Here is a 16123-nt window from a genome sequence, read left to right on the forward strand (position 1 = left end):
TGAACGCCCGAAGGGCTGGGAGCCTGCGAAGGGCCGGGTGAACGCGACGCCGGCGCCGCCCCTCATCCGCCTGCCGGCGTTCGTCGGACGAAAAGCCAAGCAGTTGGCCTTTCGTCCGCCGCGCGGACCACTCCTCAACTCCCCGTATAGTGACGGGGAGAAGGGAGATACTCTGGCAACGCTTCCTTTCTTCGGTTAGCCTCCGCAAATTCCTTGGCGGAGGATGAACCTTTTTGGACCGATCAGCGACAGAACGGACAGGAGCCAGGCGGCTCGACCGGCCATGACGGCAGCGACGGAGACCGATCGCGCGCTTGTCGACCGGGTCGCGAAGGGCGACCGTGCCGCCGTGCGGCTCCTGTTCATGCGTCACCACGCGCGGGTCTACCGCTTCGTGGCGCGCCAGACGGGATCGGAAATGATGGCTGACGATATCGCGAACGAGGTGTTCCTCGAACTGTGGCGCCAGGCGCCGGGCTTCGAGGGGCGCTCCGAAGTCTCGACATGGCTGCTCGGCATCGCCCGGTTCAAGGCACTGTCGCTGCTGCGCAAGAAGAAGGAAGACTGGATCGACGACGAGGCGGCGGCCGCGGTACCCGATGGCGCCGACACGCCAGAGGTCGTCACCATGAAAGAGGACAAGGCCGCCGCCTTGCGCCGCTTCATCGACGCCTTGCCGGAAGAACACCGCACGGTGATCGACCTTGCCTATTATCACGGACAGTCGGTGACAGAGATCGGCGAGGTGCTTGGCATTCCGGTCGCGACCGTCAAGACCCGGATGTTCTACGCCCGCAAGAAACTCGGCGAGGCCCTCAAGGCCGCCGGTTACGACAGGGGGTGGCCATGAGCGCCGCTGAAAAGATGTCGCGCCGTGACGAAATGGAAACGCTGCTGCCGTTCTACCTGAACGGCTCGCTGGAAGGCTCCGACCTCGAAGCGGTCGAGGAATGGCTGGCGACAGATCCGGCGGCGCTCGCCGCCCTTGGCGAGGCCGAGGCCGAATTCTCCGGCACATCGGCCGCCAATGAAGCCATCCGCCCGCCCGCCGATGCGCTCAGCCGCTTCGCCAGGGCGCTCGATGCCGAGGCCGGCCCCGCACGCAAGCCTGCCGGCTCGTCCTGGCTGGCGCAGGCCTGGGGCCGCTTCATGGCGGTGCCTGTCGGCGTCGCCTGGGCGGCGGCCGCTGTCCTGCTGGCGCTGATTGCGGTGCAGTCCCTGGTGCAGCCCGGCGGCAAGGGCAAGGATTTCGAAATTGCCGGCGCTGAAGACGATCTGGCGAAAATGCCGTTCGCCCTGGTCAAGTTCAAGCCGGATGCGAAGATGTCGGACATTTCGGCATTCCTCGGCAACAACGGGATGAAGGTCATTGGCGGACCGACGGCCGACGGCGTGTTCCGGCTCGGCATTCCCGCCGCCAATACCGCCGACTACGCCAAGCAGCTCAGCCTTATTGCCGCCCAGCCGTTCGCCGACACTGTGATCGAGGGAAGGAAACCGGTTGATGGCGGCTGAGGCGGCCCTTCGATTTGCGGCGCTCCTGGCGGCGGCGATGACAATCGCCGCCATGCCCGCGTCGGCACAGACCACCGCCGCCGACCCCGGCCGGACGAAAATAGACTGCACCAACGGGGCCAATGCTACGGCAGCCGACTGCGCCAAGGACGGCAGCGGCGCCAACGCCGGCGGTGCGGGTCCTGCCCAGGCCGGCGCCGTCTTCCTCCCCGCCCTGATCGTCGACCTGTTTCCCAATCCGGCCGAGCCTCCGGCAGCGGTGCCCACGCCGCGACCAGAACCGGCGACACCGCCCGCCAACAACCAGCCCGGCCCGCCGGCCAACGGGCCGATCGTCTCGCCGACCGATCTCATCGCCGTCCAACCGCCGCGCGCCGTGGCCGGCGAGTTCGTGCCCGACGAGGTGCTGGTGACGGTCGACGGCGATGCCGGCGCCGTGCAGCAGATCGCTGCTTCCTTCGGCCTCGAAGTGCGCTCGCAGCGCCAGTCGCGCCTGCTTGGCACGACTTTGGTGCGCTTCGGCATTCCCGACGGCCGCCCGGTCGGCGTCGTGCTGGCGCAGCTCGCCGCCGACGGCCGCACGCAGCGGCGCGAGCCCAACCACATCTATTCGCTGCAGCAGGCCGCCGGCATCGTCAACTACGCCTTCGACCGCATCGCGCTCGATGCCAAGCAGGCCAGCGGCGAGAATGTCAGGGTTGCGGTCATCGATACCGGCATAGACGACGCCAATCCGGCGCTGGCCGGCGTCATCGCCGCGCAGTTCGACGCCATGCCCGACGTGCCGGTCGAGAAGCGCGATCATGGCACGTCGATCGACGGGCTGATCGCCGGCGTCGGCGCGTTGGAAGGCATGGCGCCGGGCGCCAGGATCTATCACGCCCGCGCCTTCGAAGGCGGCAAGTCGACCATGGACGTCATCCTGTCGGCGCTCGACTGGGCGGCGGAACAGAATGTCAGCATCATCAATATGAGCTTCGTCGGGCCGAAGAACGACCTGCTCGGCGCCGCCTGCCGCAATGCCCGCGCGCTCGGCATGGTGCTGGTCGCCGCCGCCGGCAACAACGGGCCGAAGGCGCCCTATGGCTACCCCGCGGCTTTCGACGGCGTCATCGCGGTGACCGCGACCGACGCCAAGGACGCCCTAATGCCGCAGGCCAATCGCGGCGCCTATGTCTTCATCTCCGCGCCCGGGGTCGAGATGGTGGCGCCAAGCGGCGCCGGCTCCGATGTCGTCACCGGCACCTCGTTTGCCGCGGCGATCGTCAGTGGCGCCATCGCCAATCTCATCCATGCGTCGCCTGGGCGTAGCGCCGACGATATCGAGAAAGCGCTGGCGGCCACGGCCAAGGATCTCGGCCCCAAGGGGCGGGACAACGACTTCGGCTACGGGCTGCTGGACATCAAGGCCGCCGAGGTGGCGAAGGAGTAGGTCCAAGGCCCTTTGCCGGATTTGACCGTGGCGTGAGCCGACGGAGATGTTATCTTCTCTCCTGCGGGAGGGGCCTATGCGGATGGCGTTGCTACGTTCAGGCGGCATTGACCGCTGTCTCTGTGGTGGGCCGCTCGCGAAGAGGCCACGTTCAGCGCGCAAGGCGCCCGCCTCGAAACGCCACAATGACGCTGGCGTCGAGGCCAGTGGCAAATGACGAGCGGCGCCAATGTCCTTGATGCGGTGGTGGTGGGGGCCGGCTGGGCCGGTCTGGGCGTGAGCTATTCGTTGGCACGACGGGGCCTGCGCCATAGTGTGCTGGAACGGGGTCGCATCGGAGAGACCTGGCTCACACAACGGTGGGATTCTTTCCGGATGAACACTCCGAACGTGCAGACCGTCATGCCGGGCGACCGTTATGAAGGTTCAGATCCATCCGGCGCCTTGACACGCAACCAGTTCGTTGCCCTCCTTGAGGACTTCGCCAAGCGCAATGGGCTACCGGTCGAACCAGAGACGGTGGTGACCGAACTGGCCAGCGGGCACGAGAAGGGCGAATATCGGCTCACCACCTCGCGCGGCACATTTTTGGCACGGAACGTGGTGATCGCAAGCGGTCACTTGAATTGTCCGGTACGCCCGGTTTGGGCGGCTTCGTTGACTCCCCGCCTATGCCAGATCGACGCTTCTGATTACCGCAACGCCGCCGGTCTCGCCGATGGAGCGGTGCTGGTTGTCGGAAGCGGCCAGTCGGGTTGTCAGATCGCGGAGGACTTGGCAGAGGCAGGACGAACCGTCTTCCTTTCCACCGGCCGGGTCGGGCGGCTGGTACGACGCTATCGCGGTCGCGACATCATGATCTGGCTCGTCGAAAGCGGGTTTCTCGATGTGCGTCGAGAGGAGATCATCCAACTTGCGAAACGCATTCCGCCTCGGGGTGTGCTCGGGGCACAACAAACGATAAGCCTGCAAGCGCTCAGCGCCAAGGGTATTGTGCTACTGGGGCGCCTCACAGGTGTCGAAGATGGCGGTCGTCTCTCGTTCGCCGACGATCTCGAAGCACATGTTCGCTTTGCGGATGAAGCCTCCGCCAACGTCAAACGCCATATCGATGAGTATATCAGCCGTTCCGGAATCGATGCCCCTGCTGCGGAACCCGATCCGGCCGAGACTGTCCAGGCTTCTCTGCCTGACCCAACCATCGGTTCACTCGACATTGCGGGGGCCGGCATCACGACCGTGGTGTGGTGTACCGGTTTTCGCGGCGACTTCAGTTGGATGCGTCTTCCCGGAGTGCTCGACCCGGCAGGACAGCCCCTCCACGAGGATGGCGTGGCGTCCCGGCCAGGCATCTACTTCGCCGGGTTGGATTTCGCCTCCACACGCAAGTCAGGCACAATATTGGCGGTCGCCGAAGAGGCACATCGCCTTGTCGAGCATATGGTCGAGCGTTCGTGACAATCTGGAAACAGCCACACGGATTGGGTTTGTTACGGCTGTTGTCGAAAAGCCAGCGCGCCGCCCCCGATCTCGGCATGGTCTAGCGATCAGCTCGCCGGCAGTTGCCGGGTTCGGCCGATTTGCAGAACCAACGCGGATGCAAGACAGAGCCCGACGACAGCCAGCCCGATCACAACAAGCCATCGCATCAACACCGCCTGCTCATCATGGCCGATGACGCGGTAGAGACCATTGATCTCGACCATTTCCGCGTCGGACAGCCGCTTCTTGGGCAGTGTTCGGTCGGTGTAGAAATATTTGGTCACCGCGTTGAATTCGCGTTCGCTTCCGTTGAACATCTCGGTGGGGTTCAGGTCTGATGTGACATGGCCCTCATAGGTCAGTTCCTGCGTGGTGCGAATGTCGACATTGTTGAAGTCAGGCTCTGTGGCGCCCGGATGAAACCAGCCTGGCGAAAACACCGTGAATGGCCCGGAGCGGTGAAGATGGGTAACCGGCTGGTTGACGATTTCGACCACTTTCTGTTCTGCCCGCGCGGCTTCCGCCTTTGCCATTCCTATCCCAGGCAGAGTCCAGAAGATTGCACCGGCACCCGTCAGCAAAAGGCCCGTCAGGCCGAGCAGCAACACGATATGGCCAACAGGGCGCGCCGGTTTCGCGGCATGGTGAACCGGCGTGGCCGGGGCGCGGCTCTCGCGCCCGCGCCGTCCGAAAACCGCGCTGGGCTGATCGATGTTCATCGGCCCATGTTGGGGCGGGCGGGCTAAAGCGTCGTTAGTAGGCCTTCGTCATCGCTTCAAAACCGAGGTCACTTTGAAGTGGCATGCATTGGGAGTCCGCTTCGGGCCGAACCCGGTCGTTCATCTTGATTGGACCATGGCCTACGCCGGCGCGCCGGCGACCGAGCCCCTGACCACCAGATCGACCGGCCAAACCTCGCCGCGGGCGCCTTCTTCCAGTCCCGATATCCGCGCCGCCAGCCGCTCGGCGACGCGGGCGCCGGCAAGGCGGATGGAAGAGCGCGTCGTCGACAGCGGCACGGAAAAATTTTCCGGCTTCAGCCAGGGGAAGACGTCGTCATGGGCGATCAGCGAGACATCGCCGGGAATGGTGAGGCCGAGGTCGCGCACCGCGCGCACGACGCCCAGCGCCATGATCAGGCTGGAGCAGGCGATCGCCGTCGGCGCGTCGCCCCCCTCGAGCAGACGCCTGGTGGCGCGGTAGCCGTTCTCTTCGGTCATGACCACGGAACAGACATGGCGTTCGCCCAAGGTCAGCCCACTCGCCGCGAGCGCCCGGCGCACGCCACGCTCGCGATGGATGGCGAAGGTCTCGCGGTCATCGCCATTGATCAGCGCCAGCCGCCGGTGGCCGAGCTGGACCAGCAGCCGCGCCGCTTCGTGGAAGGCGCCCTCATTGTCGATGTCGAGATAGGGATAGTCGAAGTCGAAGCCTTCGCTGCGGCCATGGACGAGGAAGGGAATGCCGAGCGTGCTTACCAGCGCCACCCGGCTGTCCTGCGGCCGCGGCGAGGAGATATAGACGGCATCGACCTGCCGGTTGGCGACGATGCGCCGGTAGGTCGTCTCCTGGTCGTCGGCATCGGCCGGCGACAGCACGAGATCAAGCTCGTGCGAGCGGGCATAGTCGCCCAGACCCGACAGGAACTCGACAAAATGCGGATCGATGTCGACGGCCGCGCCTGTCGGCAGGACATAGCCGATCATGCCGGACTTGCCGGTCGCCAGCCGCCGCGCGCTCGGATTGGGGCGATAGCCGTGGCGCTTGGCGGCGTCCATGACGCGCCTGCGCGTCTCCTCGTTGACCTCCGGGTAGCCGTTCAATGCCCGGCTTACCGTGGTCTGCGAAAGCGCCAGCATGTGCGCGAGCTGCTTGAGGTTCACAACGGTCTCCATTCCCTCAAAGCGCTTTTAAATTGAATCGACCCAAGCGCCACAAGGGCACGACATCATCGCGATTGACCATAGTCGGGGTTAAGGCCGGTTTGAAACAAGAAATTGCTGTTGCGCTGCCAAAAAAGCATGCTGCGCTGCACTTTTCGGCGCCAAAATTCGCAAAATTAAATCGATTAGCTACCGGACCCCCTTGACTTTCGGATGATTCAATGGCGTGATCCGAAAAGCCAAAGCGCTTTGGAAGACTCTTCGAAAGGTTGCGGTTCCCTTGCGACTGAGTCACAGTCCTGCGGCGTCGGCGGGCGGAATGGAGGTTCCGTCCGGTGTGTGTGACCCACTGGGAGGAATACCGATGAAGAAAATGCTTATGCTGGGTGTTGCGTTTGGTGCGCTCGCCCTGAATACGCCCGCGCATGCCGAACTGAAGTTCAAGCCGGGTGAGGATTCGCGCTTTCACTGGGCGAATTTTGACGACCTCAAGAAAGTCGACCTCAAGGGCGAGACGCTGACCATCTTCGGGCCGTGGCGCGGCGAGGATGAGACGCTTGTCCGTTCGGTGCTCGACTATTTCTCCGAGGCGACCGGGGCGGAGGTGAAATACTCCTCGTCCGAAAACTACGAGCAACAGATCGTCATCGACACCCAGGCCGGCAGCCCGCCAAACATCGCCGTCCTGCCGCAGCCGGGCCTGATCCAGGACCTCGCTTCCAAGGGCGTGCTGACCCCGCTGGGCGACGACGTCGCCGCCTGGATCAAGGAGAACTACGCCGCCGGCGACTCCTGGGCCAAGCTCGGCACCTATACGGGCAAGGACGGCAAGTCGGCTTTCTATGCCTTTCCCTACAAGATCGACGTGAAGGGACTGGTCTGGTACTCGCCCGACAATTTCCAGGAAGCCGGCTACAAGGTCCCGAAGACCCAGGAAGAACTGGCCGAGCTCGAAAAGAAGATCATCGCCGATGGCGCCAAGCCCTGGTGCATCGGGCTTGGTTCCGGCGGCGCGACCGGATGGCCGGCGACCGACTGGGTCGAGGACATCATGCTCCGGACGCAGCCGCCTGAAGTCTACGACAAGTGGGTCAAGAACGAGATCCCGTTCACCGATCCGGCAGTGGTCAACGCCATCGACATCTTCGGCAAGATCGCCACCGACGACAAGATGGTGGATGGCGGCGCCAAGGCAGTGGCGGCGACCGATTTCCGCGACAGCCCGAAAGGCCTCTTCACCGTGCCGCCGAAGTGCTACATGCACCATCAGGCATCGTTCATACCGTCATTCTTCCCGGAGGGCGTAAAGCTCGGCCAGGACGCGGACTTCTTCCCCTACCCGCCCTACGCCTCCAAGCCGGAGCTCGGAACGCCGCTGGAAGTCGCCGGAACGCTGGTGATGATCACCAAGGATTCCAAGGCATCGCGCGAGTTCATCAAGTTCCTCGAGATGCCGCTCGCGCATGAATTGTGGATGGCGCAGAAGAGCTTCGTCACCCCCTTCAAGGGCGCCAACAAGGATGCCTATGGCAGCGATGCGCTGAAGAAGCAGGGCGAGATCCTGGTTGGAGCGACGACGGTGCGTTTCGACGGTTCCGACCTGATGCCCGGCAAGGTGGGCGCCGGCTCATTCTGGACCGGCATGATCGATCTGGTCGGCGGCAAGTCCGCCCAGGACGTGGCCGCCGACATCCAGAAGAGCTGGGACGCCATCAAGTAGGTCGCAACGGACAAGCTAGAACCTTACTGATCCTCCTGCAGGATCCGGGCTACGGCCCGGGTCCGACCGGCGGCATACGCCGCAAGCCTTCGCGTTTCGATTGTTCCGAATGACTCACAAAGTCGGTGCATCCGACCACCGGGATTTGCCCGGCTGGTCATGCGCAGGGAGAGGGACCCATGGCGGCTCAGATTTTCTCGGCCATTTTCGTCATCATCATCGGCGTCGGCGGCTGTGTCGCCTACTTCTGGGGCGCCAACAAACTGTTGGACCTGACCTTCCCTTCGCGCGGGGTCACCGGCACGGCTGCCGTCAACAATCTGCGCCGGCAGGGCCTGGTGCGGCCATGGCTGTTCGTCGGCCCTGCGATGATCATTCTCACCATCTACCTGATCTACCCGGTGGTCGCGACCCTGTGGCTCTCCTTCCTCGACCGCGGCGGCACCAGTTTCGTCGGGCTCGCCAATTACGAGTGGGCCTTGCGCGACCCGGATCTCCGACGCTCGATCCTGAACAATCTGCTGTGGCTGGCGGTGGTGCCGGCGGCCTGCACGTTCCTCGGCCTGATCATCGCCGTGCTCACCGACAAGATCTGGTGGGGCACGATCGCCAAGAGCCTGATCTTCCTGCCGCTGGCCATCTCCTTTGTCGGCGCCAGCGTGATCTGGAAGTTCATTTATGAGTATCGCGGCGAGGGCCAGGTGCAGATCGGCCTGCTCAACGCCATCATCCAGCATTTCGGCGGCCAGCCGCAGGTGTGGATCTCGCTGCCGTTCTGGAACAATTTCTTCCTGATGATCATCCTGATCTGGATCCAGACCGGCTTTGCCATGGTCATCCTGTCTTCCGCGCTGCGCGGCATTCCGGAAGAAACGCTGGAAGCCGCCGTCATCGACGGCGCCAACCCGTTCCAGATCTTCTGGAAGATCATGGTGCCGCAGATCTGGGGCACCATCGCCGTCGTCTGGACCACGATCACCATCCTGGTGCTGAAGGTGTTCGACATCGTGCTGACCATGACCAACGGCCAGTGGAACAGCCAGGTTCTGGCCAATCTGATGTTCGACTGGATGTTCCGCGGTGGCGGCGATTTCGGCCGTGGCGCGACGATCGCCATCATCATCATGATCGCGGTCATCCCGATCATGGTCTGGAACATCCGCCAGGCGAACAAAGAGACGGGAGGACACTGAGATGGCCGTCGCGACCGGAAAATCCTTCGTCAGCCGTTTCGGCGTCCACATAGCGGTGCTGGTCTTCGTTGCCATCTGGACCATTCCGACACTCGGCATCCTGGTCTCGTCGCTGCGCGACAAGGACCAGATCGTCGCCTCGGGCTGGTGGAATTCGTTCGCCAGCTCCAGCCAGACCGAGGCCGGGCGGCTGCCGCCCGCCACGGCGCAGACCCAGAAGGACGGCAAGTACGTCCTCGAGGGCAATATTTTCGGCGACGGTGCCCACCGCAACATCAGCGCCTTCGGCGTCAAGGCGGCGGCACCGACGCAATATCCCGCCGGCACATCGGCCGACCTCGGTGACGGCGTCACCCTGCAGGTCAATGCCGACGGCAGCTTCGTCATGACCTCGCCCAAGGCGTTCGAGGGCGACCGCGGGCAGCGCCTCTACTATGCCTCGTCGGCGCCACCGAAATTCACCACCGACAACTACCAGACCGTGCTGTTCTCGGAAGGCATCGGCCGCTCGTTCATGAATTCGCTGACCGTCACCATCCCGGCGACCGTCATCCCGATCCTGATCGCCGCCTTTGCCGCCTATGCGCTGGCCTGGATGCGGTTTCCCGGCCGGGCGCTGCTGATCGCGGTCATCATCGGCCTGCTGGTGGTGCCTCTGCAGATGTCGCTGATCCCGCTTTTGAAACTCTACAATGGCGTCGGCACTTTCTTCGGCGTGCCGTCGAAGACCTATCTCGGCATCTGGCTGGCGCATACCGGCTTCGGCCTGCCTTTCGCCATCTATCTGCTGAGGAGCTACATCGCCGGCCTGCCGCGCGAGATCATGGAATCGGCACGCATCGACGGCGCCAGCGACTTCGAGATCTTCGTCAAGATCGTGCTGCCGCTGTCCTTCCCGGTGCTGGCCTCCTTCGCCATCTTCCAATTCCTGTGGGTATGGAACGATCTGTTGGTGGCGATGGTTTTCCTTGGTACGGCGCCCGACCAGATCGTGTTGACGGCTAAGCTCAACGCGCTGCTCGGCTCTCGCGGCGGCAACTGGGAGATCCTGACGACATCGGCCTTCATCACCATCATCGTGCCGCTGATCGTCTTCTTCTCGTTGCAGCGCTATTTCGTCCGCGGGCTGCTCGCCGGCTCGGTGAAAGGAGGCTGAGACCATGCAATCCGCTTTGAAAGCCAGTTCGAACCCCGACCTCGCCATCGATCGCGACTGGTGGCGCGGTGCTGTGATCTATCAGATCTACCCGCGCAGCTATCAGGATTCGAACGGCGACGGCATCGGCGACCTCAAGGGCATCATCGGACGGCTGCCCTACATCGCCGCACTCGGCGCGGACGCCATCTGGATTTCGCCCTTCTTCAAGTCGCCGATGAAGGATTTCGGCTACGACGTCTCGGACTATTGCGACGTCGACCCGATGTTCGGCACGCTCGCCGATTTCGACGCGCTGACGGCGGAGGCGCACCGGCTGGGTCTCAAGGTGATGATCGACGAAGTGCTGTCGCACACGGCCGACATCCATCCCTGGTTCAAGGAAAGCCGGTCGAGCCGTAGCAATGCCAAGGCTGACTGGTATGTCTGGGCGGACGCCAGGCCCGACGGCACGCCGCCCAACAACTGGCTGTCGATCTTCGGCGGATCGGCCTGGCAGTGGGACACCAGCCGCCAGCAATATTACCTGCACAATTTCCTGGCCGAGCAGCCCGATCTCAACTTCCACAATCGCGAGGTGCAGGACGCGCTGCTCGACGTCACCCGCTTCTGGCTGGAACGCGGCGTCGACGGCTTCCGGCTCGACACGATCAATTTCTACTTCCACAGCCAGGGCCTGGAAAACAATCCGCCGCTGCCGCCGGAAGAGCGCAACGACCAGACCGCGCCGGCGGTCAATCCATACAACTACCAGGATCATCTCTACGACAAGAGCCGCCCGGAAAACCTCGGCTTCCTGGAGCGCTTTCGCGCCCTGCTCGACGAATATCCGGCGACCGCCGCTGTCGGCGAGGTCGGCGATTCGCAGCGCGGGCTGGAAGTCGTGGCCGCCTACACGGCCGGCGGCAAGCGCGTGCATATGTGCTATTCCTTCGACTTCCTGGCGCCGGAAAAGATCAGCGCCGCCAAGGTCCGCTCGGTGCTGGAAGCCTTTGGCAGGGTCGCCAGCGACGGCTGGTCGTGCTGGGCGTTCTCCAACCATGACGTGATGCGCCCGGCCTCGCGCTGGGCCGCCGGCGAAGCCGACCCTGTCGCCTATCTCAAGGTCATCTCGGCCTTGCTGATGTCGCTGCGCGGCTCGGTCTGCATCTACCAGGGCGAAGAACTCGGGCTCGGCGAGGCCGAGTTGCGCTTCGAGGACCTGCAGGATCCCTATGGCATCCGCTTCTGGCCGGAGTTCAAGGGCCGCGACGGCTGCCGCACGCCCATGGTGTGGGACGGCGGCGCCAAGAATGGCGGCTTCTCACAGGCCAAGCCCTGGCTGCCGGTGCAGGCCAAGCATCTGGCGCAGGCGGTCAATGTCCAGCAGGGCGACCAGGCTTCGCTGCTCGAGCACTACCGGCGCTTCCTGACCTTCCGCCGCGCCCATCCGGCGCTGGCCAAGGGCGACATCACCTTCATCGAGAGCGAGGGCGACACCGTCGCTTTCACGCGCCGCGCCGGCAACGATGAGATCGTCTGCGTCTTCAACCTCGGCGCCGGGCCGGCCAAGGTTGACCTTGGCAGCCGATCCCTGCAACCTTTGCCGGGGCACGGTTTTTCCGGGCAGGCGAACCCCGGTTCGATCGAGCTTGGCGGCTACGGTGCCTGGTTCGGGCGCATAGACTGAAATCCTTGAGGAAATCACTGGGAGGAAACCAATGGCCGATGTCAATCTGAGACAAGTGAAGAAGTCCTACGGCAATCTCAACATTCTCCACGGCATCGACCTTGATATCAAATCGGGCGAGTTCATCGTCTTCGTCGGTCCGTCCGGCTGCGGCAAGTCGACCTTGCTGCGCTCTATTGCCGGGCTCGAGGAAATCACGTCGGGCGAGCTCAAGATCGATGGCGACGTGGTCAACGACGTGCCGCCGTCCAAGCGCGGCATCGCCATGGTGTTCCAGTCCTACGCGCTTTATCCGCATATGACGGTCTACGACAACATGGCGTTCTCGATGAAGATCGGAAAGGAAAACAAGGCCGAGATCGACCGCCGCGTGCGCCAGGCCGCGGAAATCCTGCAGCTGACCAAATATCTCGACCGGCTGCCCAAGGCGATGTCGGGCGGCCAGCGCCAGCGTGTCGCCATCGGCCGCGCCATCGTGCGCAATCCGAAAGTGTTCCTGTTCGACGAGCCGCTCTCGAACCTCGACGCCGCGCTGCGCGTCGCGACGCGCATCGAGATCGCCAAGCTCAAGGAATCGATGCCCAACACGACGATGATCTATGTCACCCACGATCAGGTCGAGGCGATGACGCTGGCCGACCGCATCGTGGTGCTGAAGGACGGCCATGTCGAACAGGTCGGCACGCCGATGGACCTTTACAAGAAACCCGGCAACCTGTTCGTCGCCCAGTTCATCGGCTCTCCGGCCATGAACATCCTGCCGGCAACCATCGACAAGACCGGCAACCCGACCGTCGTCAGCCATGTCGGCGGCCGCAAGGCGACAGTGCCGATCACGACGCCCGCCTCGGCCAAGGGCGCGGCGGTCAGTTTCGGCGTGCGGCCGGAAGACCTGATCATCGCCAGCGGTGCGGAGTATCTGTTCGAGGGAACGGTCGACTATGTCGAGCAGCTTGGCGAGGTCCAGCTGGTCTATGTCGATATCGGCCGCGCCGACCTGCCGCTGGTGACCAAACTGCCGGGCAATGTCGAGGTCAAGCGCGGTTCGACATTGCGGCTGAGCGCCAACGCCGAGGACCTGCATATCTTCGACGCGGACGGACATTCCTTCGCGCTGCAAAAGCCGGAAGCAAAAGCGGCCTGAGGCCGCACGCACTGCCGGGTCAAAGCGACACAAAAAAGAGCGGCGGGCTAGGCTCGCCGCTCTTTCTTGGAAATCAGCTTCGGCTGTTAACGGCCGAAGAGGTTCCGGTCGCTGCCCTGAGGAGCGGACTTCTGCACGTCGCCCGACGAATTGAGCAGCTTGTAGACAGGCGAGCCGTTCTCGCGGATCGAAGCCGTACGCGAGTTGTCGATCGAAGTTACGGCGGGCTGGTTGGCGCCATCGGAGCCATAATTGTCACTGCCCGCGAAAGCACTGCCGGAGATAGCCAGAACGGCGGCGGCAGCAAGGATGATCTTGTTCATTTTAGTCTCCTGAATTTCTTAAGATCGGCCGGAGCAGCGAGCGGAAAGCCCGCCGCTAGCCGCGATCGGTTGTTAGTTGTTGCCGAAAAGGTTGCGGTCGGAGCCCTGCTGAGCAGGAGCCTGGGTGGCCGGAGCCGACTTGCCGACCGAAGCCGTGTAGGAATTGTCGACCGCAGCGGCCGGCTGGTTGGCACCGTTGGAACCGTAGTTGTCGCTGCCGGCGAAGGCGCTGCCGGAAATGGCCAGGACGGCGGCGGCAGCAAGGATGATCTTGTTCATGATAGTCTCCTGAATTTCTTGAGGTCAGCCGTGGCAGCGGGCGAAAAGCCCGCCACCAGCCGCCATCGGTTGTTAGTTGTTGCCGAACAGGTTGTGATCGGCGCCCTGGGCAGGCGTCTGAGCAGCCGGTTCCGACTTCTTGGTCGAAGCGGTGTACGAGCTGTCGACAGCCGTGGCTGCGGCGGCATTCGAACCATAGTGGTCGCTACCAGCGAAGGCGCTGCCGGAAATTGCCAGAAGGGCGGCGGCAGTGAGAACAATCTTTTTCATTTTTAGTACTCCAGTATTTTTTCCGTCCGTCTAGCGGCGTGTCTTGGGATTGAAATCGCGTCGTTCGGACAGCCCCGATGTGGGAAAGCCCTCTCGCCGTTTCCAATCACGAAGTTGTTCCGTGTGGACCAAGAATCCACCACTTGAAATTGTGCCAGAGTGTTCCACTTAAAACATTTTTCTTATTGATATCAATATTTTAAGCAAATCCAACGCCTTGATCACCAACTGTATCGGAGGCTCAGTGTTCACACCGTCCTGCACGCACCGTCAACAGAAACGAACCGTTCGGTTCGATTTTAGACTCTGCTAATAGTCACTTTTCGAAACCGTTAGCCTTTTTGCTTCCCGTTCCGGGTCGATTTTGATGGCCTGTACAGCCGTCACCTCGACGATTTCGTGGCTGCTATGCGCGGCCCTATCGTTGCGCATGCGTGTCGCGCCACATGGATGCGATGTCGCTTTCATGCCGATGTCGCAAACGCTGTCGTGATTAGATCATGTCATCTCAGGTGCCGCTTCGTGACGACGGGGCGGAGAATTGGGAAGCCGGTCAAAGTCCGGCGCTGCCCCCGCAACGGTGGTGGAGTTCAAGTCGCAACGGGAGACCACTGGGCGAAAGCCTGGGAAGGTGTCGCGACCGTCCGCAAGGACACTCCAGAGCCCGGAAACCAGCCCGAGATTTTTGAACTCGACTGATCGCGGTGGGCGGTCAAGAGGCGGACGGCGCATGCCCGGCTTTTGCCGTTCTGCGTCTAATCCTTCCTCAATCACCACCAGTTCAGTCCTTGAAGCATGAGGACAGGACATGGATGCGCGCAACGATATGCTGAGGCTCTTGAACGGCCGCAGAGAGGGCTTCTCGCTCGAGCAGCCCTTCTACACCGATCCCGATTTCTTCAAGCTCGACATGGAGCTGATCTGGTATTGCGACTGGCTGTTCATCGGCCATGATTGCGAACTTCCCAAGCCCGGCAGCTTCATCACCGTGCAGATCGGCGACTATCCGGTCGTGCTGGTGCGCGATCAGCAGGGCAAGATCAATGCCTTCCACAATTCCTGCCGCCATCGTGGCAGCCGTGTCTGCAACACCGACAAGGGCATGGCCGCCAAGCTGGTCTGCCCCTATCACCAGTGGACCTATGAGCTGGACGGAAGGCTGCTGTTTGCCCGCCAGATGGCCGGCGGTTTCGACAAAAGCCAGTTCGGCCTCAAGCCGATCGCCTGCGAAAGCGTGGCCGGCTATGTCTTCATCTGCCTGGCCAAGGAGCCGGCCGACTTCGCGCCGATGCGGGCGATGATCGAACCCTATCTCAAGCCGCACCGGCTCGGCGAAGCAAAGATCGCCTTCGAGAGCACGATCGTCGAGAAGGGCAACTGGAAGCTCGTCTGGGAAAACAACCGCGAGTGCTACCATTGCGCCGGCAACCATCCGGAGCTGTGCAAGACCTTCCCGGAAGCCCCCACGGTGACCGGGGTGCAAGGCGCCGACAGCGATCCGGAGATGCTGGCGCACTGGGCCAAATGCGAGGCCGCCGGCCTGCCGAGCAAGTTCCGCATCGACCCGGCCGGGCAATACCGCGCCACCCGCGCGCCGCTGCTGCGCGACGCGGTCAGCTACACGATGAACGGCAAGCGCGCGGTGAAGAAGAACCTGTCCGACACGGTCTCGGCCGATCGCATCGGCACGTTGATGCACTATCACTACCCGACGACCYGGAACCATATCCTCATCGACCATGCCGTCACCTTCCGCGTGCTGCCGATCAGCGCGACGGAAACGGCGGTGACGACCAAGTGGCTGGTTCACAAGGATGCGGTCGAGGGTGTCGACTACGATCTTGCCGAACTCACCCATGTCTGGACCGAGACCAACGACCAGGACCGCCGCATCGTCGAGGAAAACGCTTTCGGCATCCTGTCGCCGGCCTACGAGCCCGGCCCCTATTCGGAGCTGCACGAGGGCGGCGTGATCCAGTTCGTCGACTGGTACGCCCGCTTCATCGGTCCGCGCCTTGCCGATGACGGCCGGCCAGCGCTGCGCAGTGTCGCTTGAG

Annotated in this window: 15 protein-coding genes and 1 riboswitch; of the genes, 10 read left to right on the plus strand and 5 right to left on the minus strand. The window is 63.1% G+C overall.

The window, feature by feature from the left end; genetic code table 11:
* Positions 1 to 283: 283 nt before the first annotated feature.
* The 4 genes from AC1DPX_RS02315 to AC1DPX_RS02330 all read left to right on the plus strand — a co-directional run bounded on the left by AC1DPX_RS02315 (position 284) and on the right by AC1DPX_RS02330 (position 4405).
* Positions 284 to 850, plus strand: coding sequence for a sigma-70 family RNA polymerase sigma factor (locus AC1DPX_RS02315; RefSeq protein WP_027040618.1), 567 nt, complete (start codon positions 284 to 286; stop codon positions 848 to 850).
* Positions 847 to 1515 (plus strand): anti-sigma factor, encoded by a 669-nt coding sequence (locus tag AC1DPX_RS02320; RefSeq protein WP_202356644.1) that lies wholly within the window; start codon positions 847 to 849, stop codon positions 1513 to 1515. Before AC1DPX_RS02315 ends, AC1DPX_RS02320 begins: the two co-directional genes overlap by 4 nt.
* Entirely contained in the window at positions 1505 to 2947 is a 1443-nt protein-coding gene (locus AC1DPX_RS02325) for a S8 family serine peptidase (RefSeq protein ID WP_477234313.1), read from the plus strand. The genes AC1DPX_RS02320 and AC1DPX_RS02325 overlap by 11 nt, the downstream gene beginning before the upstream one ends.
* A gap of 213 nt (positions 2948 to 3160) precedes the next feature.
* Positions 3161 to 4405, plus strand: a complete 1245-nt coding sequence (locus AC1DPX_RS02330; RefSeq protein WP_202356646.1) for a flavin-containing monooxygenase — start codon at positions 3161 to 3163, stop codon at positions 4403 to 4405.
* Between the two features lie 89 nt (positions 4406 to 4494).
* On the opposite strand, the gene AC1DPX_RS02335 is transcribed toward AC1DPX_RS02330, so the two are convergent.
* Both AC1DPX_RS02335 and AC1DPX_RS02340 read right to left on the minus strand, forming a co-directional pair.
* Entirely contained in the window at positions 4495 to 5148 is a 654-nt protein-coding gene (locus AC1DPX_RS02335) for a hypothetical protein (RefSeq protein ID WP_477234315.1), read from the minus strand.
* A gap of 141 nt (positions 5149 to 5289) precedes the next feature.
* On the minus strand, positions 5290 to 6312 hold the full coding sequence (locus tag AC1DPX_RS02340; RefSeq protein ID WP_477234317.1) for a substrate-binding domain-containing protein: 1023 nt from the start codon (positions 6310 to 6312) through the stop codon (positions 5290 to 5292).
* A 364-nt stretch (positions 6313 to 6676) separates the two neighbouring features.
* On the opposite strand from AC1DPX_RS02340, the gene AC1DPX_RS02345 reads away from it, so the two are divergent.
* From AC1DPX_RS02345 to AC1DPX_RS02365, 5 genes are all read left to right on the plus strand, one after another.
* Positions 6677 to 8032 carry an ABC transporter substrate-binding protein gene (locus tag AC1DPX_RS02345; RefSeq protein ID WP_202356649.1) on the plus strand — a complete coding sequence of 452 codons (1356 nt, stop codon included), beginning with the start codon at positions 6677 to 6679 and terminating at the stop codon, positions 8030 to 8032.
* Between the two features lie 179 nt (positions 8033 to 8211).
* Positions 8212 to 9225 carry a carbohydrate ABC transporter permease gene (locus AC1DPX_RS02350; RefSeq protein WP_202356650.1) on the plus strand — a complete coding sequence of 338 codons (1014 nt, stop codon included), beginning with the start codon at positions 8212 to 8214 and terminating at the stop codon, positions 9223 to 9225.
* A gap of 1 nt (position 9226) precedes the next feature.
* Complete coding sequence (locus tag AC1DPX_RS02355; protein ID WP_202356651.1) at positions 9227 to 10381, plus strand: carbohydrate ABC transporter permease; 1155 nt, start codon at positions 9227 to 9229, stop codon at positions 10379 to 10381.
* A gap of 4 nt (positions 10382 to 10385) precedes the next feature.
* Positions 10386 to 12050, plus strand: coding sequence for a beta-galactosidase BglA (bglA, locus tag AC1DPX_RS02360; RefSeq protein ID WP_477234319.1), 1665 nt, complete (start codon positions 10386 to 10388; stop codon positions 12048 to 12050).
* Between the two features lie 31 nt (positions 12051 to 12081).
* Complete coding sequence (locus AC1DPX_RS02365) at positions 12082 to 13194, plus strand: ABC transporter ATP-binding protein (RefSeq protein ID WP_477234321.1); 1113 nt, start codon at positions 12082 to 12084, stop codon at positions 13192 to 13194.
* An 86-nt stretch (positions 13195 to 13280) separates the two neighbouring features.
* On the opposite strand, the gene AC1DPX_RS02370 is transcribed toward AC1DPX_RS02365, so the two are convergent.
* From AC1DPX_RS02370 to AC1DPX_RS02380, 3 genes are all read right to left on the minus strand, one after another.
* Positions 13281 to 13517 (minus strand): DUF680 domain-containing protein, encoded by a 237-nt coding sequence (locus AC1DPX_RS02370; RefSeq protein WP_477234323.1) that lies wholly within the window; start codon positions 13515 to 13517, stop codon positions 13281 to 13283.
* A gap of 72 nt (positions 13518 to 13589) precedes the next feature.
* Entirely contained in the window at positions 13590 to 13796 is a 207-nt protein-coding gene (locus tag AC1DPX_RS02375) for a DUF680 domain-containing protein (RefSeq protein WP_202356655.1), read from the minus strand.
* 72 nt (positions 13797 to 13868) lie between these two features.
* Positions 13869 to 14066, minus strand: a complete 198-nt coding sequence (locus tag AC1DPX_RS02380) for a DUF680 domain-containing protein (protein ID WP_202356656.1) — start codon at positions 14064 to 14066, stop codon at positions 13869 to 13871.
* 493 nt (positions 14067 to 14559) lie between these two features.
* A riboswitch (cobalamin riboswitch) is annotated at positions 14560 to 14760 on the plus strand.
* 114 nt (positions 14761 to 14874) lie between these two features.
* On the opposite strand from AC1DPX_RS02380, the gene AC1DPX_RS02385 reads away from it, so the two are divergent.
* Positions 14875 to 16122, plus strand: coding sequence for an aromatic ring-hydroxylating oxygenase subunit alpha (locus tag AC1DPX_RS02385; protein WP_477234325.1), 1248 nt, complete (start codon positions 14875 to 14877; stop codon positions 16120 to 16122).
* The last annotated feature ends 1 nt before the right edge of the window (position 16123 follow it).

This window comes from Mesorhizobium sp. 01N446, from assembly GCF_056399285.1.

Excerpts from the sequence above, each read along its gene's own strand:
- AC1DPX_RS02380 (WP_202356656.1), bottom strand. The coding sequence starts at position 14,066 with ATGAAAAAGATTGTTCTCACTGCCGCCGCCCTTCTGGCAATTTCCGGC.
- AC1DPX_RS02335 (WP_477234315.1), bottom strand. The coding sequence starts at position 5,148 with ATGAACATCGATCAGCCCAGCGCGGTTTTCGGACGGCGCGGGCGCGAG.
- AC1DPX_RS02345 (WP_202356649.1), top strand. The coding sequence starts at position 6,677 with ATGAAGAAAATGCTTATGCTGGGTGTTGCGTTTGGTGCGCTCGCCCTG.
- AC1DPX_RS02320 (WP_202356644.1), top strand. The coding sequence starts at position 847 with ATGAGCGCCGCTGAAAAGATGTCGCGCCGTGACGAAATGGAAACGCTG.
- AC1DPX_RS02325 (WP_477234313.1), top strand. The coding sequence starts at position 1,505 with ATGGCGGCTGAGGCGGCCCTTCGATTTGCGGCGCTCCTGGCGGCGGCG.
- AC1DPX_RS02315 (WP_027040618.1), top strand. The coding sequence starts at position 284 with ATGACGGCAGCGACGGAGACCGATCGCGCGCTTGTCGACCGGGTCGCG.
- bglA (WP_477234319.1), top strand. The coding sequence starts at position 10,386 with ATGCAATCCGCTTTGAAAGCCAGTTCGAACCCCGACCTCGCCATCGAT.
- AC1DPX_RS02365 (WP_477234321.1), top strand. The coding sequence starts at position 12,082 with ATGGCCGATGTCAATCTGAGACAAGTGAAGAAGTCCTACGGCAATCTC.
- AC1DPX_RS02370 (WP_477234323.1), bottom strand. The coding sequence starts at position 13,517 with ATGAACAAGATCATCCTTGCTGCCGCCGCCGTTCTGGCTATCTCCGGC.
- AC1DPX_RS02330 (WP_202356646.1), top strand. The coding sequence starts at position 3,161 with ATGACGAGCGGCGCCAATGTCCTTGATGCGGTGGTGGTGGGGGCCGGC.
- AC1DPX_RS02350 (WP_202356650.1), top strand. The coding sequence starts at position 8,212 with ATGGCGGCTCAGATTTTCTCGGCCATTTTCGTCATCATCATCGGCGTC.
- AC1DPX_RS02355 (WP_202356651.1), top strand. The coding sequence starts at position 9,227 with ATGGCCGTCGCGACCGGAAAATCCTTCGTCAGCCGTTTCGGCGTCCAC.
- AC1DPX_RS02375 (WP_202356655.1), bottom strand. The coding sequence starts at position 13,796 with ATGAACAAGATCATCCTTGCTGCCGCCGCCGTCCTGGCCATTTCCGGC.